The following is a 21885-nucleotide window of genomic DNA, read 5'->3' on the forward strand; positions in this document are numbered from 1 at the left end:
GTCAGTCGGCCTTGCCCGGCGCGGGCGGCCGGCCGGCTGGGCCGGCTTTCAAGTGGCGAAATTCGACATGGCGCATCATCGGGCCATGGTCGCCCGCCATCGGACCCAGGGCGTCGAAGGCCTTCTGCTGGCTGGGCGACATCGCGGCGTAGAAGCTTCGGGTGGCGTCAATGCGCGCCCTGGCGCGGGCCAGGAACTCGGTCTCCCGGTCAAGGCGCTCGGGCGTGGTCAGGCGTTTGGGCGGACCGTCGTCGGATTTTGGACCGGGCCCCTCCTCGCGATGATCCTTGGGCGCGGTGGCGGCCAGATAGGCCTTCAGCGCGCCGTCCTGGTCGGCGCGCAGTTGCAGCACGTCGCGCAGGTGCTGCGCTTGGGCCTCCGGATCGAAGCGATGATGGCGCATCATCGGACCGCCGGGGCCACCGGGACCATCATCCATCATCGGGGGCGGACCGGGCGGTGGCGGACCGTTCTGGGCGACGGCAACTGCGGCGGAAAGGCTGAGTGCGACCCCGGCCATGATGGCCAGGCGGCTTGGTGAAAGGCGCATGTTGATGGCTCCAGTGACGTCCCTGATCGCAACCTCCCGCCGCCGTGTAACGTGGGAATGTCAGAACCACCCGCCAATGTTGCAGGATTGACGAACGCGGCCGGCGCAAGCGTTTGATAGCGGGCGACACTCGCCGTTCCAACCGGAGGCCCCTTTGATGCTCTATCTGATCGCCAAGGCCGCGCTGTCCGGGGTGATCATCGCCTTGGTCTCGGAGATCGCAAAGCGCCAGCCCGGCTTCGGCGCCTTGGTGGCGTCGCTGCCGCTGATCTCGATCCTGGGCATGATCTGGCTGTGGCGCGACATTCACGACGTCGGGCGGATGGCCACCCATGTGGAGGCGACCTTCTGGTATGTGCTGCCATCGCTACCGATGTTTCTGATCGTTCCGGCCCTGCTGCGTCGCGGGATCGGCTTTTGGCCCGCGCTGCTGACAGGGTGTGGCGTGACCATCGGGCTCTATCTGTTGATGACCGCCGTGGGGCCAAGGTTTGGGCTGAAGCTCTAGCCGCGTGGCGCCGGCGCCCGAACTCCGGCAAGAGGCCCTGATGGAAAAACGCTTCGCCTTTCTCGCGCTCGCCCTGGCCGGCGCCTGCTGGGGCCTGGGCTTTCCGCTCGGCAAGTTCATCCTGACCGAGACCGACGCCGCCCACATGGTGCTGCTGCGGTTCGCGACGGCGGCGATCGCGGCGGCCCCCTTCGCCTTGGCCAGGGCCGAGACCCGGGCGCTGTTTCGCTCGCCGGTGATCCTGGCGGCCGGCGCCTTCTATGGCATCGCCTTCATGGTGCAGTTCGAGGGCCTGGCCCATGTCAGCGTCACCCTGGCGGCCCTGCTGGTCGGCGCGATGCCGGCCCTGATCGCCATCAGCGCCAGGCTGCTGGGCGAGAAGGTCAGCCGCGCCTCCTGGCTGGGTGTCGCCGCCGCCACCCTCGGTGCGGCCCTGATCGCCGGTAAGCCGGACGGGGCGGGCTCGCCGCTGGGGGTGGCCTTGTCGCTGGGCTCGCTGCTGATCTTCCTGGCCTGGCTGCTCGTGCTGCGTCGCGCGCCGCCGTCGCCGACCCCGATGGCAATACCGGCGGTGACGGTGATCGTCGCCACCTTCACGGTCCTGCCGATCGCCCTGTTGATGCACGGCCCGCCCAAGCTGGACCTCAGCCCCCTGGTCTGGACCGCCGTGGTCGGCCAAGGCGTGTTGGCGACCCTGCTGGCCACCGCCGCCTGGTCGTTTGGCGCGGCCCGCGTCGACGCCGCCAGCGCCGGCGTGTTCATCAATATCGAGCCGCTGATGGGCGCCAGCCTCGGGGTCATGCTGTTTGGCGACCACCTGACCTTCGCCCTGGGGGCCGGCGGGCTGCTGATCATCGCCGGCAGCTTCATCGTGGTGCTGGGCGAGAAGCGTCAGCCGCTGGTCACAACGAGCGCCGGGCCGATCTAGGGGGTGCGTCGCGGGTTTTGGTTGGGCCGAACTCCGCGCCCTAATCCAGGGCGTTGCGACAAGCCGCCGCCATGGCGATTGGGCTTAGCGCCACCGCCGCTGCCGAATAGGCCAGCAAGAGCAACAGCCCGCCCGTCCAGGGCAGGCCGCCGGCCAGGGCGTCCAAGGCGCCAGCTCCAAAGATCACCGGCGGCACGTAGAGTGGCAGGACGATCACCGCCACCAGCAGGCCGCCGCGCTTGCTGCCCAGGGCCAGGCTCGCGCCCAGTCCCCCGAGGAACGAGAAGGCCAGGCCGCCGGCCAGGGCGCAGGGGATCAGCAGCGGGATGATGTGCGGCGAGGCCCCCAGGGCCAGGGCGGCGACGGGCGCGGCCAGGGCCAGGGGCGCGCCGGCGGCCAGCCAATGGGCCAGGCACTTGGCCACGGCCACGGCTTCCAGCGGCGCGGGACCGAGGGCCAGCAGGTCCAGCGCCCCGTCCTCGAAGTCACGCTCGAACAGGCGCTCCAGCGACAGCAGGGCGGCCAGGGCCAGGGCCAGCCAGGCGATGCCGGGCGCCAGACTCGCCAGCCGCTCGGGCGCGCGGCCGGCCGCCAGCGGCAGCAAGGTGACCACGCAGGCGTAGAAGGCCAGGGCCAGCAGGGGTCCGCCGCCCTTGCCCCAGGCCAGGGCCAGCTCGCGGCGCAGCAGGATCAGGAACGCCCTCATCCTTGCATGTCCTGGGCGCCGATCTCCACGACCTGGCAGGGGACAGGGAGCGGATCATGCACCGCCGCCAGGATCATGCCGCCGCCGGCCAGGTGCTGGGCCATCAGGGCGCCGAAGCCCTCGCGGTGACCGGCGTCCAGCGGGGCCATCGGCTCGTCCAGCAGCCAGAGCGAGCGGGGGCTGGCCAGCAGCCGCGCCAGGGCGACCCGCCGACGCTGGCCGGCCGACAGGCGGCGGACCTCGAGGTCGAGCAGGCGGTCGAGGTCGAGCTTCGAAGCGGCCGCGCGCGCCGACGCTTCCGACCCGCCGGTCCAAAGAGTCTGGAACAGCAGCTCCTCCCAGGCCGAGCGGGTCGATTTCAGGCCGTCGTGATGGCCGACCATGTGCAGGCCCTCGGCCCGGGCCGCCTCGGCCTCCATCTCGCCTGCCTCACCCTCGAACAGAATAGTCCCTTCCGCCGATCTCAGAAGTCCCGCCACGGCGCGCAGCAGACTGGTCTTGCCCGCGCCATTTCGTCCCGTAAGGGCCACGGCCTGGCCCGCCTGAATCTCAAGGTTCAGGCCCGAGAACAGCCGCCGCTCGCCGCGAACAAGACCTAGGTCCTTGATGCGAATAGTTCTCAACATGGGTCCAAAGCCCTCAAGACCCTGCCCTGTGCATGGACGTTGACGCAGACCAAGGCTAAGAGACCCTCGGCCGTCACCCTCCAACCTGGATGGGATGTACGCGGCGCGGGGATGGACGCTGTGGGTCCGCCTCGAGCGCGCGATCCCGGGAGTGGTTTTCCGGCGGCCGTGGACAGAGAAGGGATCCTTCACAATGGCGTCCGTAGACAGCCTCAAAACCCGCCGCGAACTCGTCGTCGGCGGCAAGACCTACGTCTATTACAGCCTTCGCGCTGCCGAGGAAGCCGGTCTGGTCGACACCAGCAAGCTACCCGTGTCGATGAAGGTGCTGCTGGAGAACCTGCTGCGCTACGAGGACGGTGTCTCGGTGCGCGAAGACGACCTTAAGGCCGTGGCCAATTGGGTGGGCAACAAGGGCGCGGTCGAGCACGAGATCAGCTTCCGCCCGGCCCGCGTGCTGATGCAGGACTTCACCGGCGTTCCCGCCGTCGTCGACTTGGCCGCCATGCGCGACGCCATGGTGTCGCTGGGCGCCGATCCGGCCAAGATCAACCCGCTAAACCCCGTCGACCTGGTCATCGACCACTCGGTGATGGTCGACAATTTCGGCTCCTCGCACGCCTTCGGCGACAACGTCGCCAAGGAATATGAGCGCAACCTCGAGCGCTACCGCTTCCTGCGCTGGGGCTCGTCGGCCTTCAACAACTTCCGCGTCGTGCCCCCCGGCACCGGAATCTGTCACCAGGTGAACCTCGAATATCTGGCCCAGACCGTGTGGACCAGCGAAGCCGAGGGCGAGACCCTCGCCTATCCCGACACCGTCGTCGGCACCGACAGCCACACCACCATGGTCAACGGCCTGTCGGTCCTGGGCTGGGGCGTGGGCGGCATCGAGGCCGAGGCGGCCATGCTGGGCCAGCCGATTCCGATGCTGATCCCGGAAGTCATCGGCTTCAAGATGACCGGCGCCATGCCGGAAGGCGCCACCGCCACCGACCTGGTGCTCACCGTCACCCAGATGCTGCGCAAGAAGGGCGTGGTCGGCAAGTTCGTCGAGTTCTACGGCGAGGCCCTGGCCACCCTGACCCTGGAAGACCAGGCGACCATCGCCAACATGGCCCCGGAATACGGCGCGACCTGCGGCTTCTTCCCGATCAGCGCGGCGACCATCGCCTATCTGAAGGGCACCGGCCGCGACGCCGCCCGCGTGGCCCTGGTCGAGGCCTATGCCAAGGAACAGGGTCTGTGGTGGGAGCCCGGCGTCGCCGAGCCGGTGTTCACCGACCGTCTGGAACTGGACCTGTCGGCCGTCCTGCCGTCGCTGGCCGGCCCCAAGCGTCCGCAAGACCGCGTGCTGCTGACCGAGTCGGCCGTCAAGTTCGCCGAGAGCCTGGCTGGTGAGTTCGGCAAGGCCGACAGCGTCGATCTGCGCGTGCCGGTGACGGGCGAAAACTTCGACGTCGGTCACGGCGACGTGGTCATCGCGGCCATCACCTCGTGCACCAACACCTCCAACCCTAGCGTCCTGATCGCCGCCGGCCTGCTGGCCAAGAACGCGGTGGCCAAGGGCCTGAAGACCAAGCCCTGGGTCAAGACCTCGCTGGCCCCTGGCTCGCAGGTGGTCACCGACTATCTGGCCAAGGCCGGCCTGACCAAGCACCTCGACGCCCTGGGCTTCAACCTCGTGGGCTACGGCTGCACCACCTGCATCGGCAATTCTGGCCCGCTGCCGGAAAACGTCAGCAAGTCGATCAATGAGGCCGACCTGGTCGCCTGCAGCGTGCTCTCGGGTAACCGCAACTTCGAAGGCCGGGTGAACCCCGACGTTCGCGCCAACTATCTGGCCTCGCCACCGCTGGTGGTGGCCTACGCCCTGGCCGGCTCGATGAAGATCGACCTGACCACCCAGCCGCTGGGCCAGGACAAGAAAGGCAATGACGTCTTCCTGAAGGACATCTGGCCGACCAACGAAGAGATCGCCACCGTTCAGCGCAAGGCGGTCACCGAGAAGATGTTCGCCACCCGCTACGCCGACGTCTTCAAGGGCGACAAGAACTGGCAGGGGATCAAGATCTCCGGCGGCCAGACCTACGCCTGGGAAGGTGACAGCACCTATGTGCAGAACCCGCCCTACTTCCCCAACATCTCGATGACGCCGGCTCCGGTCGTCGACATCGTCGAAGCGCGCGTCCTGGCGGTGTTCGGCGACTCGATCACCACCGACCACATCAGCCCGGCCGGCTCGATCAAGAAGACCAGCCCGGCGGGCGAGTATCTGATCGCCCACGGCGTCGACGCCCTGGACTTCAACGGCTATGGCGCGCGTCGCGGCAACCACCAGGTGATGATGCGCGGCACCTTCGCCAACATCCGGATCCGCAACAAGATCACCCCGGACATCGAAGGCGGCGTGACCAAGCACTTCCCCTCGGGCGAGGTGATGTCGATCTATGACGCGGCCATGAAGTACCAGGCCGAGGGCCGTCCGGCCGTCGTGTTCGGCGGCAAGGAATATGGCACGGGCTCGTCGCGCGACTGGGCCGCAAAGGGCACCAAGCTGCTGGGCGTCCGCGCGGTGATCTGCGAAAGCTTCGAGCGGATCCACCGCTCGAACTTGGTGGGCATGGGCGTCCTGCCGCTGCAGTTCCTGCAGGAGGGCTGGCAGAAGCTGGAACTGACCGGCGAGGAGATCGTCTCGATCCGTGGCCTTCAGGATCTGTCGCCGCGCAAGCAACTGATCGTCGAGCTCTATCGCCCGACCGATGGCCGCATCGCCCGCTTCCCGGTCCGCTGCCGGATCGACACCCCGACCGAGCTTGAATATTTCAAGAACGGCGGCGTGCTGAACTACGTGCTGCGCAACCTGGCCAAGGCTGACTGACGCCAGAGCGTTTTGGGTTCTCGAGCCTGCGAATGAGAGAGCCGGGTCCGTTGGGCCCGGCTTTTTCTTTGAGCTTTTCGCGCGTCGGGATGCTTTTCCCCGTGAAAAGCCGCCTTCACGGCCTCGTGAACGGTCACGAGGCGCGATCTTGGCTTAAGTGCGCGCACATGCGTCAGGCCTTTCTCTCTCTCGTCGCCGCCACCTTCGCCAGTCTTGCGGCGGGGCCGGCGTTCGCCGCCCAGCCGCCGGTGGTGGTCGAGCTGTTCACCGCCCAGGGCTGCTCGTCCTGCGCCAAGGCCAACCAGGTCGTCGCCGACCTTGCCGACGACAAGGGCGTGCTGGCCCTGACCTATTCGGTCGATTACTGGGACTATCTGGGCTGGACCGACACCTTCGCCAAGCCGGCCTTCGCCGCCCGCCAGCGCGCCTACGCCCAGAAGTTCTCGCAACGCGACGTGCCGACCCCGCAGGTGGTGATCGCAGGCCGCGAGCAGGCTTCCGGCGCCAAGGCCGAGGCGGTCGAGAGCCTGGTCAAGGCGGCGGCCAAGGCTCCGTTCAATCCGCCGGACATGGAATTTGTCGGGGCCGGCGCGCGCGTCGCGGTCGGCTCGGGACCCGCCCCGCGCGGCGGCGGCGAGGTCTGGCTGGTGCGCTATGATCCGCGGGAGCAGGATATCGTGGTCAAGCGCGGCGACAATCGCGGCCAGACCCTGGTTCACCGCAACGTGGTGCGCGAACTGGTCAAGCTGGGTCCGTGGAATGGCCGACCCAAGCTGTATCGCCTGTCCAAGGCCGCAGACGAGGGGCTGAAGACCGTTGTCATCGTCCAAGGCGCCAAGGGGGGCCGGGTGATCGGGGTCCTGCAGGAAGAGACGAAGTAGCAAGTCCTCCCCTTGTGGGGGAGGCTGTCGCGAAGCGATCGGTGAGGGGAGTTCGAGGATCGTCAATCCTGGAACCGGCCGCCTGCCAATCACTCCCCCCTCCGCCGCTGCGCCGACACATCCCCCACAGGGCAGGTGAATCGCACATGAAATGAGGCCTTGCTTGCAGGCCTGTGACTTTGGGATTCTGAAGGCGTCTCCGAAGCTGGAGGTTATTTTATGTTTGTTCCTCGAAGCGTTTGAGGATGTTCCCGATCTTGGTGACCTCATCGCTAGAAAACGGGGACACACTCTTTTTGACGCCGTCCAGGTCGTGGTGAAGGCCGGCTAACACCGTCCTTTTGGGAGCCGAACACGGCGCCCGTCGCCCCAATCCGAGGCGCCATGTTGCGCCGTTACCTCCACGGCCCCGGCGCCGACGAGCCGCTGGTCTGGTGCGCGAGCGGCGCTGCCACGCCGCCCGCCGCCAGTCGCCGCTGGTTGGCCGCCGACCAGCAGGGCTCGATCATCGCCACCACCGACAGCGCCGCTGCGGTGACCACCACCACCAACACCTATGACGAGTACGGCATTCCCGCGCGGGCAACAGCGGCCGCTTCAAGTTCATCGGCCAGGTCTGGCTGCCCGACTTCGGCGCCTATCATTACAAGGCCCGCGCCTATTCGCCCACGTTGGGGCGGTTTCTCCAAACCGACCCCATCGGGTATAAGGATGGGCTGAACTGGTACGCTTACGTCGGCAACGATCCGCTGAATCGGAGCGATCCGACGGGGCTGTCATATACCGATCCAACCTGCACTAAGGCCGGGGTGGACTGTAAACCAGACCCTGTTGAGCCCGTTACGGTCAGGGCAAAAAAGTTAGATGAGATCGCGCGCAAGGATAAGATTGAGCGTGAGCGTGAGCGACAACGGATGGACCAGATTAGAAGGCTAATAGAAGAAGGCAACGATACCTGTGCCTTCAGAAATTCGCGCGGAACATGCGTTTATGATCCCGGCGACGATGGAAAGCCAAAGGTCAACAAAGATTATAATAAGCAAGCGTGCAGCGACTATAATAAGTTGATGGAATCGAATGCCAAAGTGGCGGCTGCCGCTGGTGTTGGAGGCACTGTTACCGCTGCGCACGCGGCTACAGGTGGGGCCCTCCAAAACCTCGCTCGCTTCAACAATGTTCTTAGCCTACCTGGGTTGGCGTATCTGTCGGGCGTAGTTGGCTTGACTACAACAGTTCTAGGTTTTTCTGATGCTCCGCCCGGGTGTAAATGACATGAAAGTTGTAGCATTTAGGCTCTTAGGCGCATTGTTGATCGTCGCGTTCGCTATAGGCTTTTGGCTTTGGTTAAATCATAAAATTTCCGACGCTCATGCATCTATAGCGATTGGTGCGAGTGCTGTTGCAATGGCCGCTTACGCTCTTCTTGGGCGCAAGATGTCTGGCCGGCGGGATGGCTAGTTGGTCTTCGCGCCTTGTCGATCAGGAAAGGGCCTTGCCATGACGCCTTCGCAAACCACGCTCACGCCCCAACCAGGCGACCGCCTCGTCGCCGCCATCGAGGCGCAGACGATGGCGATCTGCCGGGCGATGGACCGTTGCGTCCTGGCTCTGCTGGCGGCGGCCACGGCGGGCGTGGTGATCATGGTGCTCGTCGCCGGTTGAACTGCTGACGCCGTCCTTCCGCTAGTCGAACACGGTGCCCATCGCCCCAACCCGAGGGGGCTGTCCCCGTGCCAGAAGACCGCCTTGAGCGGTGATCTGAAGACCCGCCAAGCCCTCCGAAAACGACCCCGACAAATGAGGGCAGGAAGGAAGGGCACGTCACGCACACCTGCGGTTCGGCTAGCGTGTTGTAAAAGCTCAGCAATATTTTGCGGAGGGGTGCTTGCAAAAGCAAGCAATTTACGCCCCAGATCCAGTTATCCTAACGGAATCAGCGTGTTAGCCTTGCTTGCTTTTGCAAGCACAGGGTCTGAAATATGGCCCGGCCATTAGCCGGCCGTGGCGGTCGCCCTGGCGGCGATCAGGGCCTTGGCGCGCCTGGCGCGCTCGAAGTGGCGCTGCCGGCCTTCCTCGTAATAGGCCTCTACGGCCTCCAGCAGCTCAGCGGCGTCTTGGTCGCTCATGGTGGCGAGGGAAACCGCGCGCCGAGGATCAGGTCCGGTGCGGTCGGGGGTCGGGCGCATGGGGGTAAATCCTGGGGCTGGGCGCCGGACGTGAGGGCCGGGCCGTGAGGGGCTGGGATGGACCACGCATGGACCACTTTGGACGACAGATGGACCAAGGGCGCGATCCGGGGGCGTGGTCCATTCCTGGTCCAAAGTGGGCCTGAGCTTCGGAGGCAGGATATGCATTGTGATATCACAATGCGGTCCCTTGCTCGCGCGGCTCGGCGGGCTCTGCGAGGCTGACGGCGGCTGCCGCCGCTCAGGTGTTCAACCAAAATAGGAAAGAGGGACACACACTCTTATTTTGGGCGCGATCCACGTCCGGGATCTGAAAGGGCCGCCCCATGACGCCTTCGCAGACCACGCCCCAATCTGGCGACCGCCTTGTCGCCGCTATCGATGCCCAGACGGTAGCGATCGAGCGCGCGATGATGAAAGCGTTCTGGACCTAGATCGTCGGCCCGACGGTAATCATGTCGGTGGCCATCACCGCGTTCGTGGTCGTGTGAAGGCCGGCTGACACCGCCCTCCTGGTCGCCGATCGTGGCGCCAATCGCCCCAACCCGAGGGGGGCTGTTCCCGTGCCGGAAGACCGCCTTGAGCGGTGATCTAAAAAGCCCGCAAAGCTCTCTGAGATGACCCCGCAAATGAGGGCAGAAAGCAGGGCCACGTCACGTACACCTGCGGTTCAGCTAGCGTGTTGAAAAGCCAGATGGTGTGATCGATCGATCCATGATGAGAAATACTCCGATCACCGCAATGGCCTCAAGAGGCCGCTACCTTGTCTGCAACTCTCATCGCGGAAACCATCTTGGCCAGTGTTCATATGCGGACACCTCAAAAGGCCGGACATATGAAAGCAAGCGATCTGATCCAAACGACTGCCTATCAACTTGCGAGGAGGGGGTCGTCCACATATGAGGTGAGCCCGTATTGGTTTGGGGTGGTCGGAACACAGGTTCACTGTGTCGGCGACGCAGAGGGCCAGTGCGCCGTCGAGGAAATCTCGCCGCCGTAAAACCTCATTGGGTTTCAGACTCCGGCTTTGCAATGGCGTCTTCCAAACGTGCTCGCCAGATCGCCAGCGCGGACCGTGCGGTCGTCAACGCCGCGCGTGCGGTTTTAAGGGCTTTTGTCGTGTCGGCTTCTGGCATGCAGCTCGCTTCGAGACTCAGCGCAGCAGCCGTCAGCCGAACCATGCCCACTGTTCCAGCAGAGCCAGCGATCCGGTGGGCTTCGCAACGCAACGTTTCAACATCATCGGTCACGAGCAGCTCTAGCAACTGGTCCTGTAGCATCGCTACGAATGTGAGCGTCGCAGCACCCATGGCGGTCTCGAAGGCCGCGCAGGCCGAGAGCTCGTCGGCGAGGCTGGGCTCGCTCGCCTCGGCTTGGCTCACCGCCTCTTCAGCCCCATCAAAGGCCTGTGCCAACGCCTTGGCCAGCAGGTCCGGCGAAAGCGGCTTGAGCAGATGACCCTGCATGCCCGCCTCCAGGCAGGACGCGATCTGGTGGGCGCCGCCGCTGGCGGTCAAGGCCAGGATCGGCAGTTGCAGATAGCCTTCAGCGCGAAGGGTCCGGGTCGCGGCGATCCCGCCCATCACCGGCATGTGGACGTCCATCAGCACGAGGTCGACCGGCTCGGCGCGAACCGCATTGATCGCGGCTTGACCGTCTTCGGCCAGGATCACCTCGCAGCCAAGCTGTTCGAGCAGCACGCGGCAGAGCTCGCGATTGATCGCGACGTCGTCCACGACGAGCACCAGCCGGCCAGGATAGAAAACCCGCGCGACGGGCTGCGCGGTTTGGATCGCGGCCTGGACGCCAACGGGTAAAGCCAGTTCCAGCCAGAAGGTCGCCCCCTCGCCTTCGTCACTGTCGCAGCCGGTGGCGCCGCCCATAAGCTCGATCAGTTCGCGCGAGATCGCTAGTCCAAGGCCAGTCCCGCCGTAGGTGCGGCTGATCGTGCTGTCAGCCTGCGAGAACCGCTTGAACAGCGCCGCCTGTTTCTCGGACGAGATGCCGATGCCGTTATCACGGACCGAGATACGGACGGCTTGCCGGCCCTTGTCCATCGCGAGACACCGCACGTCGACAACGATTACTCCGACTGCGGTGAACTTGATCGCGTTCGACAGGAAGTTCAGCAGCACCTGACGCAGCCGGAACTTGTCGCCGATCAGCACTCCGGCGTCATCGCCGGTCAAGGTCAGGCGGAGGCCCTTTTCGGCGGCGCGTGGTTCGACCATCGCCAACGCCTCGGAAACCAGATCGCAGACGAGGAACGGGCGCGCTTCCAGCTCGACCGCGCCGGCCTCGAGCTTGGAGAAATCGAGCAGATCGTTGATCAGGGTGTTGAGGGACTCGCCTCCCTCGCGGACGATGCCGACCCGGTGGCGATCCTCCTCGGTGAGATTGGCGCTCTCCGCCAGGAGACGGGAGAATCCAATCACGCCGGTCAGCGGCGTGCGCAGTTCGTGGCTCATATTGGCCAGGAAATCGCTCTTGGCCTGGTTGGCCGCCTCGGCCGCATCCTTGGCCGACGATAGCTGCGTGGCCATTGCGGCCAGGGATAGGGTTTGCTGCTCAAGCGCCTCCTGCGCCTCTATCCGGGCGGTCAGATCCTGCACCTGGCCGATGAAGTGGCGTACCGACCCGTCCGCTTCGCGCATGGCGCTGGCCGTCAGGCTAACCCAGACGATCTGGCCGTCCTTGCGGATATAGCGCTTGTCGATGGCGTAGCTGGTGATCTCGCCCGCCACCAGCCGCTGAAGCAGAGCAAGGTCGGCTTCCAGATCGTCGGAGTGGGTTATGGTCTGGAAATCGAGCGACAGAATCTCGGCCTCTTCATAGCCAATCAACTGACAGAAGGCCCCGTTGATCTTCACGAAACCGCCATCCGGCGCCACCAGCGCCATGCCGATCGCCGCATAGTGGAAGGACGTTTCGAAAAGCTCGAGTTGCGCTGTGCGCTCGCTAATGTCGTGCATCAGCGCCGTGAACTGCCAGCCGGCCGGGCCCTGGGTGGCGCTGATCGCCAATTCGATCGGAAAGGTCTCGCCCGACTTCCGGCGCGCCGGCACCTCGATCCGTCGATCGAGCACGACGCCGACGCCGGTCTTGAGGAAGCGCTGCATGCCTTCGGAGTGCGCGCCTTGCTGGGCTTCGGGAACGATCAGCCGCGCCAGGCTCTGCCCCACGGCCTCCTGAGCCGACCAGCCGAAGGTCACTTCGGCAAAGCGGTTCCAATCGGTCACCAGGCCAGCTTCGTCGATGGTGACGATCGCCTGATAGGCGTCAGCGATGATCCGGCCAACCCGCGCCTCGCTGGCGCGTAGATGCGCCTCAAGCGTGCGACGCTCCGCTATGTCACGGATGACCACGACCATGGCCGAGGGCGCGCCGAGCGCGTCACGGACAAGGTGGAAGCGGCTCTCGACCCAGACCTCATGCCCATCGTGGTGCAGGGCGCGATGCTGCAGCACCGCGTCCTCGCGTCCCGCCGCCATCGCCTGGAAGATCCCGAGTATCTCGGCGCGGTCAGCGGGATGCACGAAGGCGTGGGCCGGCAGGCCGACCATGTCTTCCCGGCTATAGCCGAGCAGCCGCTGGATCGCCGGAGAGATATAACTGCTGGAGCCGTCGAAGGCGATGCGAGTGACCACATCGCCGATGTTTTCGGTCAATAGCTTGTAGAGGCTTTTGCTGCGGCGAATTTTTTCGATAGCCTCCTGCTGCTCGGTGACATCTTGGATGACGCCGAACAAGGCCGTCAGGCGTCCGCGCTCGTCGAGTTCGGCGGCGGAACGAACCACCGCGCGACGCATCGTTGAGTCAGGGCGCAGGATTCGGACATCGAGATCATAGCCGCTCGCCGTCGCCAGCGCGTTGGCGAAGGCCTCGCGAAGCTCGGCCTGATCCTCTAGGGGGTGAAACGACAAAAGATCGACAGCCCCTGGATCGAACCCAGCCGGATCCACGCCATAGAGGCGATAAACCTCATCGGACCAAGTCACCCGCCCGCCGTGGACTTCATACCGAAAGCGGCCCACGCCGGAGATAGCCTCGGCCAGTCCAAGCATGCGCTGTTGCTCGGCAAAGGCCCGCTCCAGGCGGGCGGCGTGCAATCGCTCGACGACGAGATCGGCCAAGGCGCGCAGCTGCGCAAGTTCCGCGTCGGAGGGCCTGGGCCGCGGCTTGGTGTCGATGACGCACAGGGTGCCAAGGTTATGGCCTTCGCGGTCGGTGAGGACCGCACCGGCGTAGAATCGAATGTTTGGCGCGCCGGTGACGAGGACACTCTGCCTGAACCGAGGGTCTCGCGAGGCGTCGGGCACGACCATGATCGCCTGCGGGCCCAGTTCGATGGCATGGGCGCAGAACGCCAGCTCGCGGGAGGTCGAACAGGGCTCAAGTCCGATGCGAGCCTTGAACCACTGCCGGTGATCATCGACTAGCGACACCAGAGCGATCGGCGCGTCGAACAGTTGCGCCGCCAGGCCCGTGATCTGGTCGAAGCCCGGTTCCGGATCGGTGTCCAGCACCCTAAAAGAGCGCAGGGCGGCGAGTCGGGCGGTTTCGGCAATCGAGACGCTCATGCGCCGGTTATGCGCCCAATGAAAACAGGCGCCCGTTAACGACGCGGTCACTACGCTGCGGCAAAACGAAGCGGCCCTACGCCTTCAAATTTGCAACCTGGCCGACATTCGCTTCCTGCGCGCCACCTTCCCGCGCCGGCGCTCCGTGGTCGCCGCCGGATCGCTCTGGGCCCCGTTCGGCGCGGTTGTCGATGCGGCAAAGCCCTAGCCCAGCGGCTGGCCGTGCCGGTCACGCTCCAAGAACCGAGCCGCCGATGATGGCTATGATACCGGAGGCGCACGCAAGCCAACGCAAGCAAGCGCGCAACACCTCCACGTAAACAACATTGCTGGACGAGCAAAATCCAGGCGGCGCTCGCCAGACTGTGCTCTAAGAAAGGGACCGGAATCTCCGTAACGTTGTAGCGCGACTCATATCCGACCCCGTAGACTTTGGCTTGGGGACACCGGCGGCTTGACCGTTGAGCACCGACGAAAGAGCAACGTGATGGCCGCCGTTCTGATCATCGAAGACGATCCACTGGTGCGCCAGTACGTCGAGCTCGTGCTGTCCCAACTCGGCTACAACACCTCCTCCGTCGGCACGGGCGAGTTGGGCCTGAAGGCCCTGCAGAATTCGAAGTGGGATCTCGTCTTGCTCGACATTCAGCTGCCCGACATGACAGGCGTTGACCTACTGCGCCTGCTGCGCCGCTACCAACGGGTGAACGCCGCGGTGATGATGATGACCGCCAAGGGCGATCTCGCCACCGTCCGCGAGGCCATGGACGCCGGCGCAGATGGCTATCTGGTCAAGCCCTTTACGCCCGACGTCCTGACCAAGCGCGTCGCGGCCATGCTCAACCCCAAGCCATAGGCTTCAAGCGCCGGCCGCATCAGCGGCGCTCCGCGCCAGCGCCTCTGCGCAGCAGGTCGCCAAAGCTTTTCGGATGGATTTCAGCCACTTCCGCGATGATCTAGCTTCGCGCCACCGCCGCTAGCGCCGCCGCCAATTCAGCCAGCTCACGCTCGACGAAGCCCTTCCCCGCCTGGGCACGCTCGTCGATGCGGCCCGCTAGCGCGCCCAAGGCGTCATAGCCAAACATGCCGGCGGCTCCCGCGATGCGGTGGATGGTGCGCGGTAGATCGGACGCGGCGGGGCCCTCCTCGACCACGAGAAGATCCTCAGCGCAACGCGCGATGAACTTGGCTCGCAGGGGCGCGAGGGGATCGCTCATGCGCCGGCCACGATCGAGCGGACGTCGGAGGCCAGGGTCATCGGATCGAACGGCTTGGTGATCACCCCGATTGCCCCGCGGGCTATGAACGCGGCTCGCTCCTGCGGCAGGGCGCGCGCGGTGATGAAGATGGCCGGGGTCTTTTCAAGCCCTGCCACGTGACGGATCAGATCCAGGGTCGTTGGACCGTCCATGTCGGGCATCATCACATCCAGCAGGATCGCCTGGGGTCGCCACGGGTCACTGGCCAAGGCGCCCAGCGCCGCCGCCCCCGAGGAATGGGCGCGCAATTCTATCTCCGGATCGAGTTCAAAGGCGAAGGCGGCTACCTCGCGAATATCGGGCTCGTCTTCGACATACATCAGTTTCAGGCCGGTCATCGTGCTCCCTCCCCAGGCGCTCGGCTCGCCAGCAATTGAACCCGCTCGCTCAGCTCTTTCAGTGTTGACCGCGACTTGGTCAACACGGCGTCGACCGAGTCGGTCAGCTGCCCGTCGTCCAGGCTCTGGGCGGTGAACACAATGACCGGCACGGGCGGCCGCCCCTGCTTACGAAGATCCGGCAGCAGGTCCAACCCCGAGCCGTCGCCCAGCGCCACGTCTAGAATGGCGAGCTGAGGAGAGGTATTGCGCAGGATGCGCCGAGCGCTCCTCACGCTGTCGGCGGCGATGATGTCGCAACGATCGCGCAGTGCGGTGGCGACGATCTGCCGAACGTCGGGATCGTCCTCGACGTGCAACACCAGCAAGCGGGCCAGCTCGCCGCGACGCGCATTGGCCAGGGCTGTCTTCAGGCGCTCGATATCGACGGGCTTCTGGAGCCAGTCGAGCACGTCCAGGCTCTGGGGAGAGGCGGCCTCACCCGACACGATCAGGACCGGCAAAGTGCTGGTCCCCGGTCGAGACCTCAGTCGCTTCAGCAGGTCCAGGCCGTGGCCGTCCGGCAGGCGCAGATCCAGCAGCAGGGCGATGTAGCCGATCGGCTCACGCAGCGCCGCCTCGGCAGCCGCCAGCGTACCGACCACCGTGGCGTCGAGCCCCAGCTCGGCCGCCATTTCCGAAAGCACCATCGCCGCGTCGGGGTCGTCTTCGCAGATCAAAATCTGTCGGCGTTCCAGTACGGGGGAGAGACCCGCGTCGAACAACGGCAGATCCACATGGAAGGTCGCGCCCTCCCCCGGAGGCGAGTCGAAGAAGATTCGCCCGCCGTGCCGCTCGACGATCTCGCGACAGATGGCCAAGCCCAGGCCCGTTCCGCCCAGCCGCCGGGTATCGGACCCATCGGCTTGGGCGAACTTCGAGAAGATCCGCTGGCGGAAGCTTTCCGGCACGCCCGGCCCATGGTCGCGCACGCTGACGCGCGCCCGCCCGGCCTCCAGGCGGGAGATGCTCACCTCGACCGTCGCGTCCTTGGGGGAAAACTTGGCGGCGTTGGACAGCAGGTTGGTCAGAACCTGGGCTAGGCGGTCGGCGTCCCCCCGGACGGTGAGGGCCTCGGACGCGGTAAGGACCAGCTTGACGCCAAGCTCGTCGGCCAGGCCCTGCATGGCGTCCAGCGCCCGCCGTGCCAGCTCGACGACATCCATCGCCTCCATGGCGAAGGTCATCTGGCCAGACTCGATCTTCTCGGTGTCGAGGATGTCGTTTATCAATCGCACCAGCCGCTGGGAGTTGGCGTGGGCGATCCCCACCAGCCGTCCCGTGCGCTCGGACAGCTCGCCCCCAGCGCCCCCCGCCAGCAACCCCAGCGAGCCGGCGATCGAGGTCAGGGGCGTGCGCAATTCGTGGCTCACGGTGGAGACGAATTCGGACTTCATCTGCTCGATGCGCCGCCGCTCGCTCATGTCGCGAACCGCAGCCACCACATAAGCGCCGCTGGCGAGATCAAATCGTCCGAGCGAGACTTCGGCCGGGAAAGTGGAGCCGTCGTTGCGCCGTGCCTGCAGCTCGCGCGTGAGGCCCTCGCGCAGATCGCGCCCGCCGCCCAGACGGTCGAGGAACAGCCGGCCATCCTCCGGAATATCGAACAACATCGAGGCGTCTCGGCCGAGCGTCTCGACCGGCCCATAGCCGAACATCCCCTGTCCGGCGCGATTAAGGCTCTCGACCGTGCCCGAGAGGTTGAAAGTCAGCAGACCGTCCTGGGCGCTGTCGAAGATCGCCGTCATCCGGGCGGCATTCAGCTCGACCTTCTCCAGAAGGCGCTGTCGCCCCCTCCCTTGCAACAGGATGAGGACGAATGCCCCAAACAACAACGCGCCGAGGATCAGGAAGAGCGTCAGGGTCACGCGCTCGGTCGCGTGTGTCCGCTCTTCGTCGGCGATGACGCGTTCGGTCAGCGCCTGTCGCTCTGCGCTTGCCATCTGCGCCATGAGAACGCGCAGCTCGTCCATGAGCTGCTTGCCGATCCCGTTGCTAACCATCGCCTGGGCGGCGGCCGCGCCGCGCGTGTCGCGCGCGGCGATCGTCAACCGCACGCGCGCCAACTTGGCGTCGATCTTGGCTTCGATCGCGTCGAGTTCTCCAAGCTCGGCTCGATCTGCGCCTTGAGTTCCCAGCTCGTCTTCCTGCAGCGCCCGCAGCCGCCGCCGTTCCGGCCCAAGGGCCTCGGCCGCGTGGTTGTAGGGCTCCAGGAACCGTTTCTGTCCGGTGATGACATAGCCGCGCGAGCCGGTTTCCGCGTCCTGCATCAGCGAGAAGACCGTCAGCATCTGCAGCCGCTTCTCGTAGGAGTGGTTCACGGCGGCGCGCAGCTCCCGTCCCCGATCGAACTCCCGCCGGATTTCAAGCGCCACAGTCAGCAACAGGAGCGGAACGACGATCAATCCCACCACGGCGGGCAACCGCAAACCCTTGGTGACCGGCGAACGGGAAAAAGGCGGGACAAACGACATCAGCAGCTCCCAACGGCAAACGAAGCTCGGACGCAAGCGCTAAGCCATTAGCCGCATGCCCATCGTCTACGATGTCAACGCTAACGAACCGTTGGCCCCCGGCCCCCGACGGGTCCGGTGCGCCCTGACCAATCTTTTTGAGGCTCAACCGCTATGCCGTCCTGCAAGCGCGCGCTCCTGCGACCTAGCGTCACACCCCCATTTGTTGCGTTCTATGCAAGCTCCGCTAGCGTGGCTTGCGGCGCCAGTTGTCAAAACAATCGATTGTCCATGGAGGGATCGTGGGGCGAGTGCTCATCGTTGATGATGACCCGCTGGTGAGATCGCTGCTATGCGGCTTTCTGACCAGCGCAGGGCATGCATGCGTCGAGGCCGAAGAGGGCGCGAACGCGGTGCGCGCGCTCGAACGCTCCGACTTCGACGTGGTTGTCATCGATCTGTTGATGCCTGTGCGCGAAGGCGTGGAAACGATCGGTGAGATTCGTCGCCGTTGGCCCTTGGTGAGGATCATCGCCATCAGCGGTGGCTCGGTGCGCCTACCTTCGGCCAGCCTCCTGAATCTGGCGGCAGGGATGGGCGCGCACGAGACCTTAGCGAAGCCGGTCGATGAGCACCTGCTGACGCTGTTGGTCGAGCGGCAATTGCGCATCGCGCCCGAAACGCCGCCTGTCGTCTGAGCCTCGCCCCGCCTAGGAAGATCTGAACCCCGTCCGGGTCATCGAGCCCCAACCTTGAGCGCCGGTCATGAATTGCCAAAGTCCGCGAAGCCGCCAGACATTGTTGATCTGCCGATAGCCGAAATTCTCCAGCACCGCCGCCCCCATCAGGATCAGCAGGCTCTTGGGGTTGGGAAAGCGTCGAAGCTCGACCTCTTCGAGCGCCAGAGCGCCGACGCTGATCACCACGCCAAAGCCGAAGGTGACGGCCAGGAGGGCCCAGAGATAGTCAAGCGACAACAGGCCCAGGAGCCAGAAGGACGGGATCAGCACATAGCCGAAGATCTCGACGATCGGCCCAAACACGTCGACGAGGAGAATGTGCCCAAAGCCGATGATGCCGATGCGCCCGTAGCGCGGATTGAGGATCATGTCGCGGTGGCGAAAGACGGTTTCCATCGCCCCGCGACGCCAGCACCGACCAGCTCTCCGGCCCCTCGGTCCAGCAGACGGGTTCGGGCGTGAAGGCGGTCCGATAGGGTTTGCCAAGCCGCCGGAAATGCTTGTGCAGCTTGACGACCAGCTCCATGTCCGTCGCCGACGGTGCCGTGGCTGTAGCCGCCGACATCCAGCACGGCCTGGCGCCGAAAGAGCCGGAAGGCCCCCGAGATGATGGTCAGGGCGTCGATCCTGCTCCAGGCGATCCGCGCCATCAGGAAGGCCCGCAGATATTCGACGGTCTGGAGCAGGGCCAGGATGTTGCGCGGCGCGCCCACCTCGACCACGCGGCCGTAGGCGATCTTGCAGCCGTTGGCGATCCGGATGGTGCCGCCGACGGCGACGGTGCGCCCGGGATCTTCCACGAACGGCCGCACCGCGCGCAGCGGCCTCGAACGGCATCCAGGCTTTGGCGGCGTCCTGCCGCATCTGTCCCGATTGCCCAAGTCGCAAGCGGGCTGCGTTCGCGACGGGATCGGCGCCGAGGCGTAGGGCCAGATCAACGACCCCGGTCAAAGGGCATTTGAGGCATTCCCTACCAAGACAGCGACCTTGATCGCCGGCAGCGGCGCCGCGCCCCATAGCCAGACGGCATGGCGGCCGGTGGTCCCGATATAGAGCAAGATCAGGGTCGAGGCCGCCCTCACGCCGTAGATGAGGGTATGGAGGCTATGGATGATCGCCGCGCCGCGCCCTTGTGCGGTCATCATGTGGCGACGCCGGCGGCGGCGATCCTGGCCGGCCGCCGCGCCGAGAACGGAAGCGTGGGGCCATGTCCAAAGCGCATCAGCAGATCGGGACGCCGCCTCGGCATTCCGACTAGGTCGGCCAGCTCCGGTCGTAGACTCGCCACCTCGACCGGTTGATTGACGAAAGCGTGCCGGAGCCCGAGCGCCGTGGCTTGAAGGGCGAAGCGTTGGCAGGCCCGCCCCGTGCGGATCCAATGATCATGATCCTCCTGCTGGGCCATGAAAACCGCGAGGCCCGCCGACGATTTCAGCTGGCGAGCATATTTGTCGTTCTCGGCCTTGGCCGTGAAGGTCGCGTCGAACAGGATCGGTCCCAGCCCGTCCGGCAGCGCGGGATTGCCGCTTGAGACGCTGAACAGGCCATCGCCAGTCTCGATGGCCTGACGAGGGTTGAAGCGGATCCAGTGCTTGAGTTCCCGCACAAAGGCGGGATCGGCCAGTTGAGCGCTGTTGCCCGCCACGATCAGGTCCCGGACCTTGTCCCTGCGGGGTTGATCGGTGATCAGGACAAGGTCAACGCCGGGAACGGCCGCCGCAGCCGCCAAGGTTCTTAGATCAGCCGCGCTGACCGGCCGTCCATCGTAGTCGGCACGCGTGGATTGTCGGGCGGGAATGGCGTCAAACAGCGCCGAGCCTTGGCTTGGCCCCTTGCCAAAGCTAAACGCCGCGCAGCCATCGCCGGCCGGATCGAAGCCGACCTCGCCAGGAAGCCCACGAGCGGCGGCGGCAAGCGCCAGATTCTCGGCGGCGCACCCAAGGCTGACGAAAAGATGATGATCGTCCGGGTCGACGATGGGCGTGCGCAGCGCCGTGTCCGGGCGAATATCGACCCGCCCTTCACTGAGCCGAAACCGCCAGGGCTGGGTGTTGTGGCCGCTCGCCGCGAGCGTCGCGTATCGGATAATGTCCGGCAGTGCGGGTTGAGCCGAGAGCTCCGACCGTGTCGCCGCGACAGCAGCCACATAGGCGTCCATCGCGCCCATCCGTCGAGCGCCCAACCAGGCTGCGCCGACGCCCGCCAGAGCCACGGCGCCGCTCCCGGCCAAGATGTCTCTCCTTCTCATCGCGTGGCCTCCAATCCACGGAGGAAGGCGCCCCGCGCCGTATCAACGCATTGATCGCAATCAAGGTCAGAAGCCTTCACGGATGAAACCAACCAAACGGTGGCTTGCGGTCGCCGGACTTTGCGCGTCACGATCCGCGACCAAGCCTTTTGGACAATCCAGTGACCGGTTACGATTTTAGAGTCCGGACGATGGCCATTTGCCTCGCGAGCCTCGCCGGCTACATCGACGCCTTGGGTTTCATGGAATTGGGCGGATTTTTCGTCTCATTCATGAGCGGAAATTCGACCCGGCTCGCGGTGGCCCTGACTGGCAATCTCGCCAACGCGGCCCTGGCGGCGTCGCTGATCGTCACCTTCGTTCTAGGCGTGATCCTGGGGTCGCTCGTTGCCCATTTTGCGAAACATCACCGCCGCGCGGCCGTCATGTCATTTGTCGCCGCGCTGCTTTTTGGAGCCGCAAGCCTCAACGCTGTCGGGTTCAAGCACGCCGCCATCGTCGCCATGGGTCTGGCCATGGGCGCCGAGAACGCGGTGTTCGAGCGCGATGGCGAGGTCAGCATCGGCTTGACCTATATGACCGGTACGCTTGTCAAGCTTGGGCAACGCTTGGCGATCGCATTCACGGGCGGCAGCAAGACGGCCTGGGCGCCTTATTTCTTGCTCTGGAGCGGCCTGGTCGGCGGCGCCGCCTTGGGCTCATCAGCCTATGCTCACCTTGGCCTGAAGGCTCTGTGGCCGGCGGCGATCGCTGCGGTAGGACTCTCCATAACCATCGCCCGTATCGGTCATGGTGAGATCAGCCCTCGCGAAGACCCGTAGTGTTCCGAGAATTTGGACAACGGCGGCAACTCCGAGAGACAATTAGCCCCCCACCCCCGCTATGACTGGAGCTTTACTTTGCGGAAACGCAGGGCGTTGCCGATTACGCTGACTGAAGACAAGGCCATGGCCAGGGCGGCG

22 protein-coding genes are annotated in these 21885 nt (G+C 65.4%); 10 read left to right on the forward strand and 12 right to left on the reverse strand.

Annotated elements, in window-relative coordinates:
* Nucleotide 1: 1 nt before the first annotated feature.
* Entirely contained in the window at nt 2-550 is a 549-nt protein-coding gene (locus tag ACP7AG_RS00690; protein ID WP_426010641.1) for a Spy/CpxP family protein refolding chaperone, read from the reverse strand.
* Nucleotides 551-707: 157 nt separating this feature from the next.
* Here ACP7AG_RS00690 and ACP7AG_RS00695 point away from each other — a divergent pair, with 157 nt between their 5' ends.
* On the forward strand, nt 708-1058 hold the full coding sequence (locus tag ACP7AG_RS00695) for a DUF3147 family protein (RefSeq protein WP_426029427.1): 351 nt from the start codon (nt 708-710) through the stop codon (nt 1056-1058).
* Nucleotides 1059-1098: 40 nt separating this feature from the next.
* The gene (locus ACP7AG_RS00700) at nt 1099-1986 is read left to right on the forward strand and encodes a DMT family transporter (protein WP_426029428.1); all 888 of its coding nucleotides are present in this window, start codon (nt 1099-1101) and stop codon (nt 1984-1986) included.
* 40 nt (nt 1987-2026) lie between these two features.
* On the opposite strand, the gene ccmB is transcribed toward ACP7AG_RS00700, so the two are convergent.
* Together ccmB and ccmA are read right to left on the reverse strand one after the other, a co-directional pair.
* Nucleotides 2027-2692 carry a heme exporter protein CcmB gene (ccmB, locus tag ACP7AG_RS00705; protein WP_426029429.1) on the reverse strand — a complete coding sequence of 222 codons (666 nt, stop codon included), beginning with the start codon at nt 2690-2692 and terminating at the stop codon, nt 2027-2029.
* Nucleotides 2689-3318, reverse strand: coding sequence for a heme ABC exporter ATP-binding protein CcmA (ccmA, locus tag ACP7AG_RS00710; RefSeq protein ID WP_426029430.1), 630 nt, complete (start codon nt 3316-3318; stop codon nt 2689-2691). The genes ccmB and ccmA overlap by 4 nt, the downstream gene beginning before the upstream one ends.
* A gap of 193 nt (nt 3319-3511) precedes the next feature.
* Here ccmA and acnA point away from each other — a divergent pair, with 193 nt between their 5' ends.
* The 5 genes from acnA (at nt 3512) to ACP7AG_RS00735 (ending at nt 8742) form a co-directional block, all read left to right on the forward strand.
* Entirely contained in the window at nt 3512-6199 is a 2688-nt protein-coding gene (gene acnA / locus ACP7AG_RS00715; RefSeq protein WP_426029431.1) for an aconitate hydratase AcnA, read from the forward strand.
* 167 nt (nt 6200-6366) lie between these two features.
* Complete coding sequence (locus ACP7AG_RS00720) at nt 6367-7080, forward strand: DUF1223 domain-containing protein (protein ID WP_426029432.1); 714 nt, start codon at nt 6367-6369, stop codon at nt 7078-7080.
* Between the two features lie 384 nt (nt 7081-7464).
* Nucleotides 7465-7800 (forward strand): hypothetical protein, encoded by a 336-nt coding sequence (locus tag ACP7AG_RS00725; protein WP_426029433.1) that lies wholly within the window; start codon nt 7465-7467, stop codon nt 7798-7800.
* Complete coding sequence (locus ACP7AG_RS00730; RefSeq protein ID WP_426029518.1) at nt 7701-8351, forward strand: RHS repeat-associated core domain-containing protein; 651 nt, start codon at nt 7701-7703, stop codon at nt 8349-8351. Before ACP7AG_RS00725 ends, ACP7AG_RS00730 begins: the two co-directional genes overlap by 100 nt.
* A 226-nt stretch (nt 8352-8577) precedes the next feature.
* A complete protein-coding gene (locus tag ACP7AG_RS00735) occupies nt 8578-8742 on the forward strand; it encodes a hypothetical protein (protein WP_426029434.1) in 165 nt (54 codons plus the stop codon).
* A gap of 329 nt (nt 8743-9071) precedes the next feature.
* Here the strand turns inward: ACP7AG_RS00735 and ACP7AG_RS00740 are convergent, their stop codons facing one another.
* Nucleotides 9072-9266: a hypothetical protein gene (locus tag ACP7AG_RS00740; protein WP_426029435.1), complete on the reverse strand. Its 195-nt coding sequence runs from the start codon at nt 9264-9266 to the stop codon at nt 9072-9074.
* 1004 nt (nt 9267-10270) lie between these two features.
* Nucleotides 10271-13846: a PAS domain S-box protein gene (locus ACP7AG_RS00745; RefSeq protein ID WP_426029436.1), complete on the reverse strand. Its 3576-nt coding sequence runs from the start codon at nt 13844-13846 to the stop codon at nt 10271-10273.
* Between the two features lie 487 nt (nt 13847-14333).
* Here ACP7AG_RS00745 and ACP7AG_RS00750 point away from each other — a divergent pair, with 487 nt between their 5' ends.
* The gene (locus ACP7AG_RS00750; RefSeq protein ID WP_426010656.1) at nt 14334-14702 is read left to right on the forward strand and encodes a response regulator transcription factor; all 369 of its coding nucleotides are present in this window, start codon (nt 14334-14336) and stop codon (nt 14700-14702) included.
* A gap of 100 nt (nt 14703-14802) precedes the next feature.
* Here ACP7AG_RS00750 and ACP7AG_RS00755 read toward each other — a convergent pair whose 3' ends face one another.
* From ACP7AG_RS00755 to ACP7AG_RS00765, 3 genes are read right to left on the reverse strand one after another with little or no spacing between them, the layout of a single operon-like run.
* Entirely contained in the window at nt 14803-15063 is a 261-nt protein-coding gene (locus ACP7AG_RS00755; RefSeq protein ID WP_426010657.1) for an Hpt domain-containing protein, read from the reverse strand.
* Nucleotides 15060-15443: a response regulator gene (locus ACP7AG_RS00760; protein WP_426010659.1), complete on the reverse strand. Its 384-nt coding sequence runs from the start codon at nt 15441-15443 to the stop codon at nt 15060-15062. Before ACP7AG_RS00760 ends, ACP7AG_RS00755 begins: the two co-directional genes overlap by 4 nt.
* Nucleotides 15440-17956, reverse strand: coding sequence for an ATP-binding protein (locus ACP7AG_RS00765; protein WP_426029437.1), 2517 nt, complete (start codon nt 17954-17956; stop codon nt 15440-15442). Before ACP7AG_RS00765 ends, ACP7AG_RS00760 begins: the two co-directional genes overlap by 4 nt.
* A 290-nt stretch (nt 17957-18246) precedes the next feature.
* Between ACP7AG_RS00765 and ACP7AG_RS00770 the strand changes: the two genes are divergently transcribed.
* Nucleotides 18247-18633: a response regulator gene (locus ACP7AG_RS00770; RefSeq protein WP_426029438.1), complete on the forward strand. Its 387-nt coding sequence runs from the start codon at nt 18247-18249 to the stop codon at nt 18631-18633.
* A gap of 12 nt (nt 18634-18645) precedes the next feature.
* On the opposite strand, the gene ACP7AG_RS00775 is transcribed toward ACP7AG_RS00770, so the two are convergent.
* The 4 genes from ACP7AG_RS00775 to ACP7AG_RS00790 all read right to left on the reverse strand — a co-directional run bounded on the left by ACP7AG_RS00775 (nt 18646) and on the right by ACP7AG_RS00790 (nt 20905).
* A complete protein-coding gene (locus ACP7AG_RS00775) occupies nt 18646-19071 on the reverse strand; it encodes a hypothetical protein (protein WP_426029439.1) in 426 nt (141 codons plus the stop codon).
* Nucleotides 19041-19475: a hypothetical protein gene (locus ACP7AG_RS00780; protein WP_426029440.1), complete on the reverse strand. Its 435-nt coding sequence runs from the start codon at nt 19473-19475 to the stop codon at nt 19041-19043. The genes ACP7AG_RS00775 and ACP7AG_RS00780 overlap by 31 nt, the downstream gene beginning before the upstream one ends.
* A gap of 147 nt (nt 19476-19622) precedes the next feature.
* Nucleotides 19623-19820, reverse strand: coding sequence for a hypothetical protein (locus ACP7AG_RS00785; protein WP_426010667.1), 198 nt, complete (start codon nt 19818-19820; stop codon nt 19623-19625).
* Nucleotides 19817-20905, reverse strand: a complete 1089-nt coding sequence (locus ACP7AG_RS00790; RefSeq protein ID WP_426029441.1) for an Acg family FMN-binding oxidoreductase — start codon at nt 20903-20905, stop codon at nt 19817-19819. Before ACP7AG_RS00790 ends, ACP7AG_RS00785 begins: the two co-directional genes overlap by 4 nt.
* 122 nt (nt 20906-21027) lie before the next feature.
* Here ACP7AG_RS00790 and ACP7AG_RS00795 point away from each other — a divergent pair, with 122 nt between their 5' ends.
* Nucleotides 21028-21744, forward strand: a complete 717-nt coding sequence (locus ACP7AG_RS00795; protein ID WP_426029442.1) for a YoaK family protein — start codon at nt 21028-21030, stop codon at nt 21742-21744.
* The last annotated feature ends 141 nt before the right edge of the window (nt 21745-21885 follow it).

The sequence above is a fragment of the Caulobacter sp. DWP3-1-3b2 genome, assembly GCF_049896325.1.
Lineage (GTDB): Bacteria > Pseudomonadota > Alphaproteobacteria > Caulobacterales > Caulobacteraceae > Caulobacter.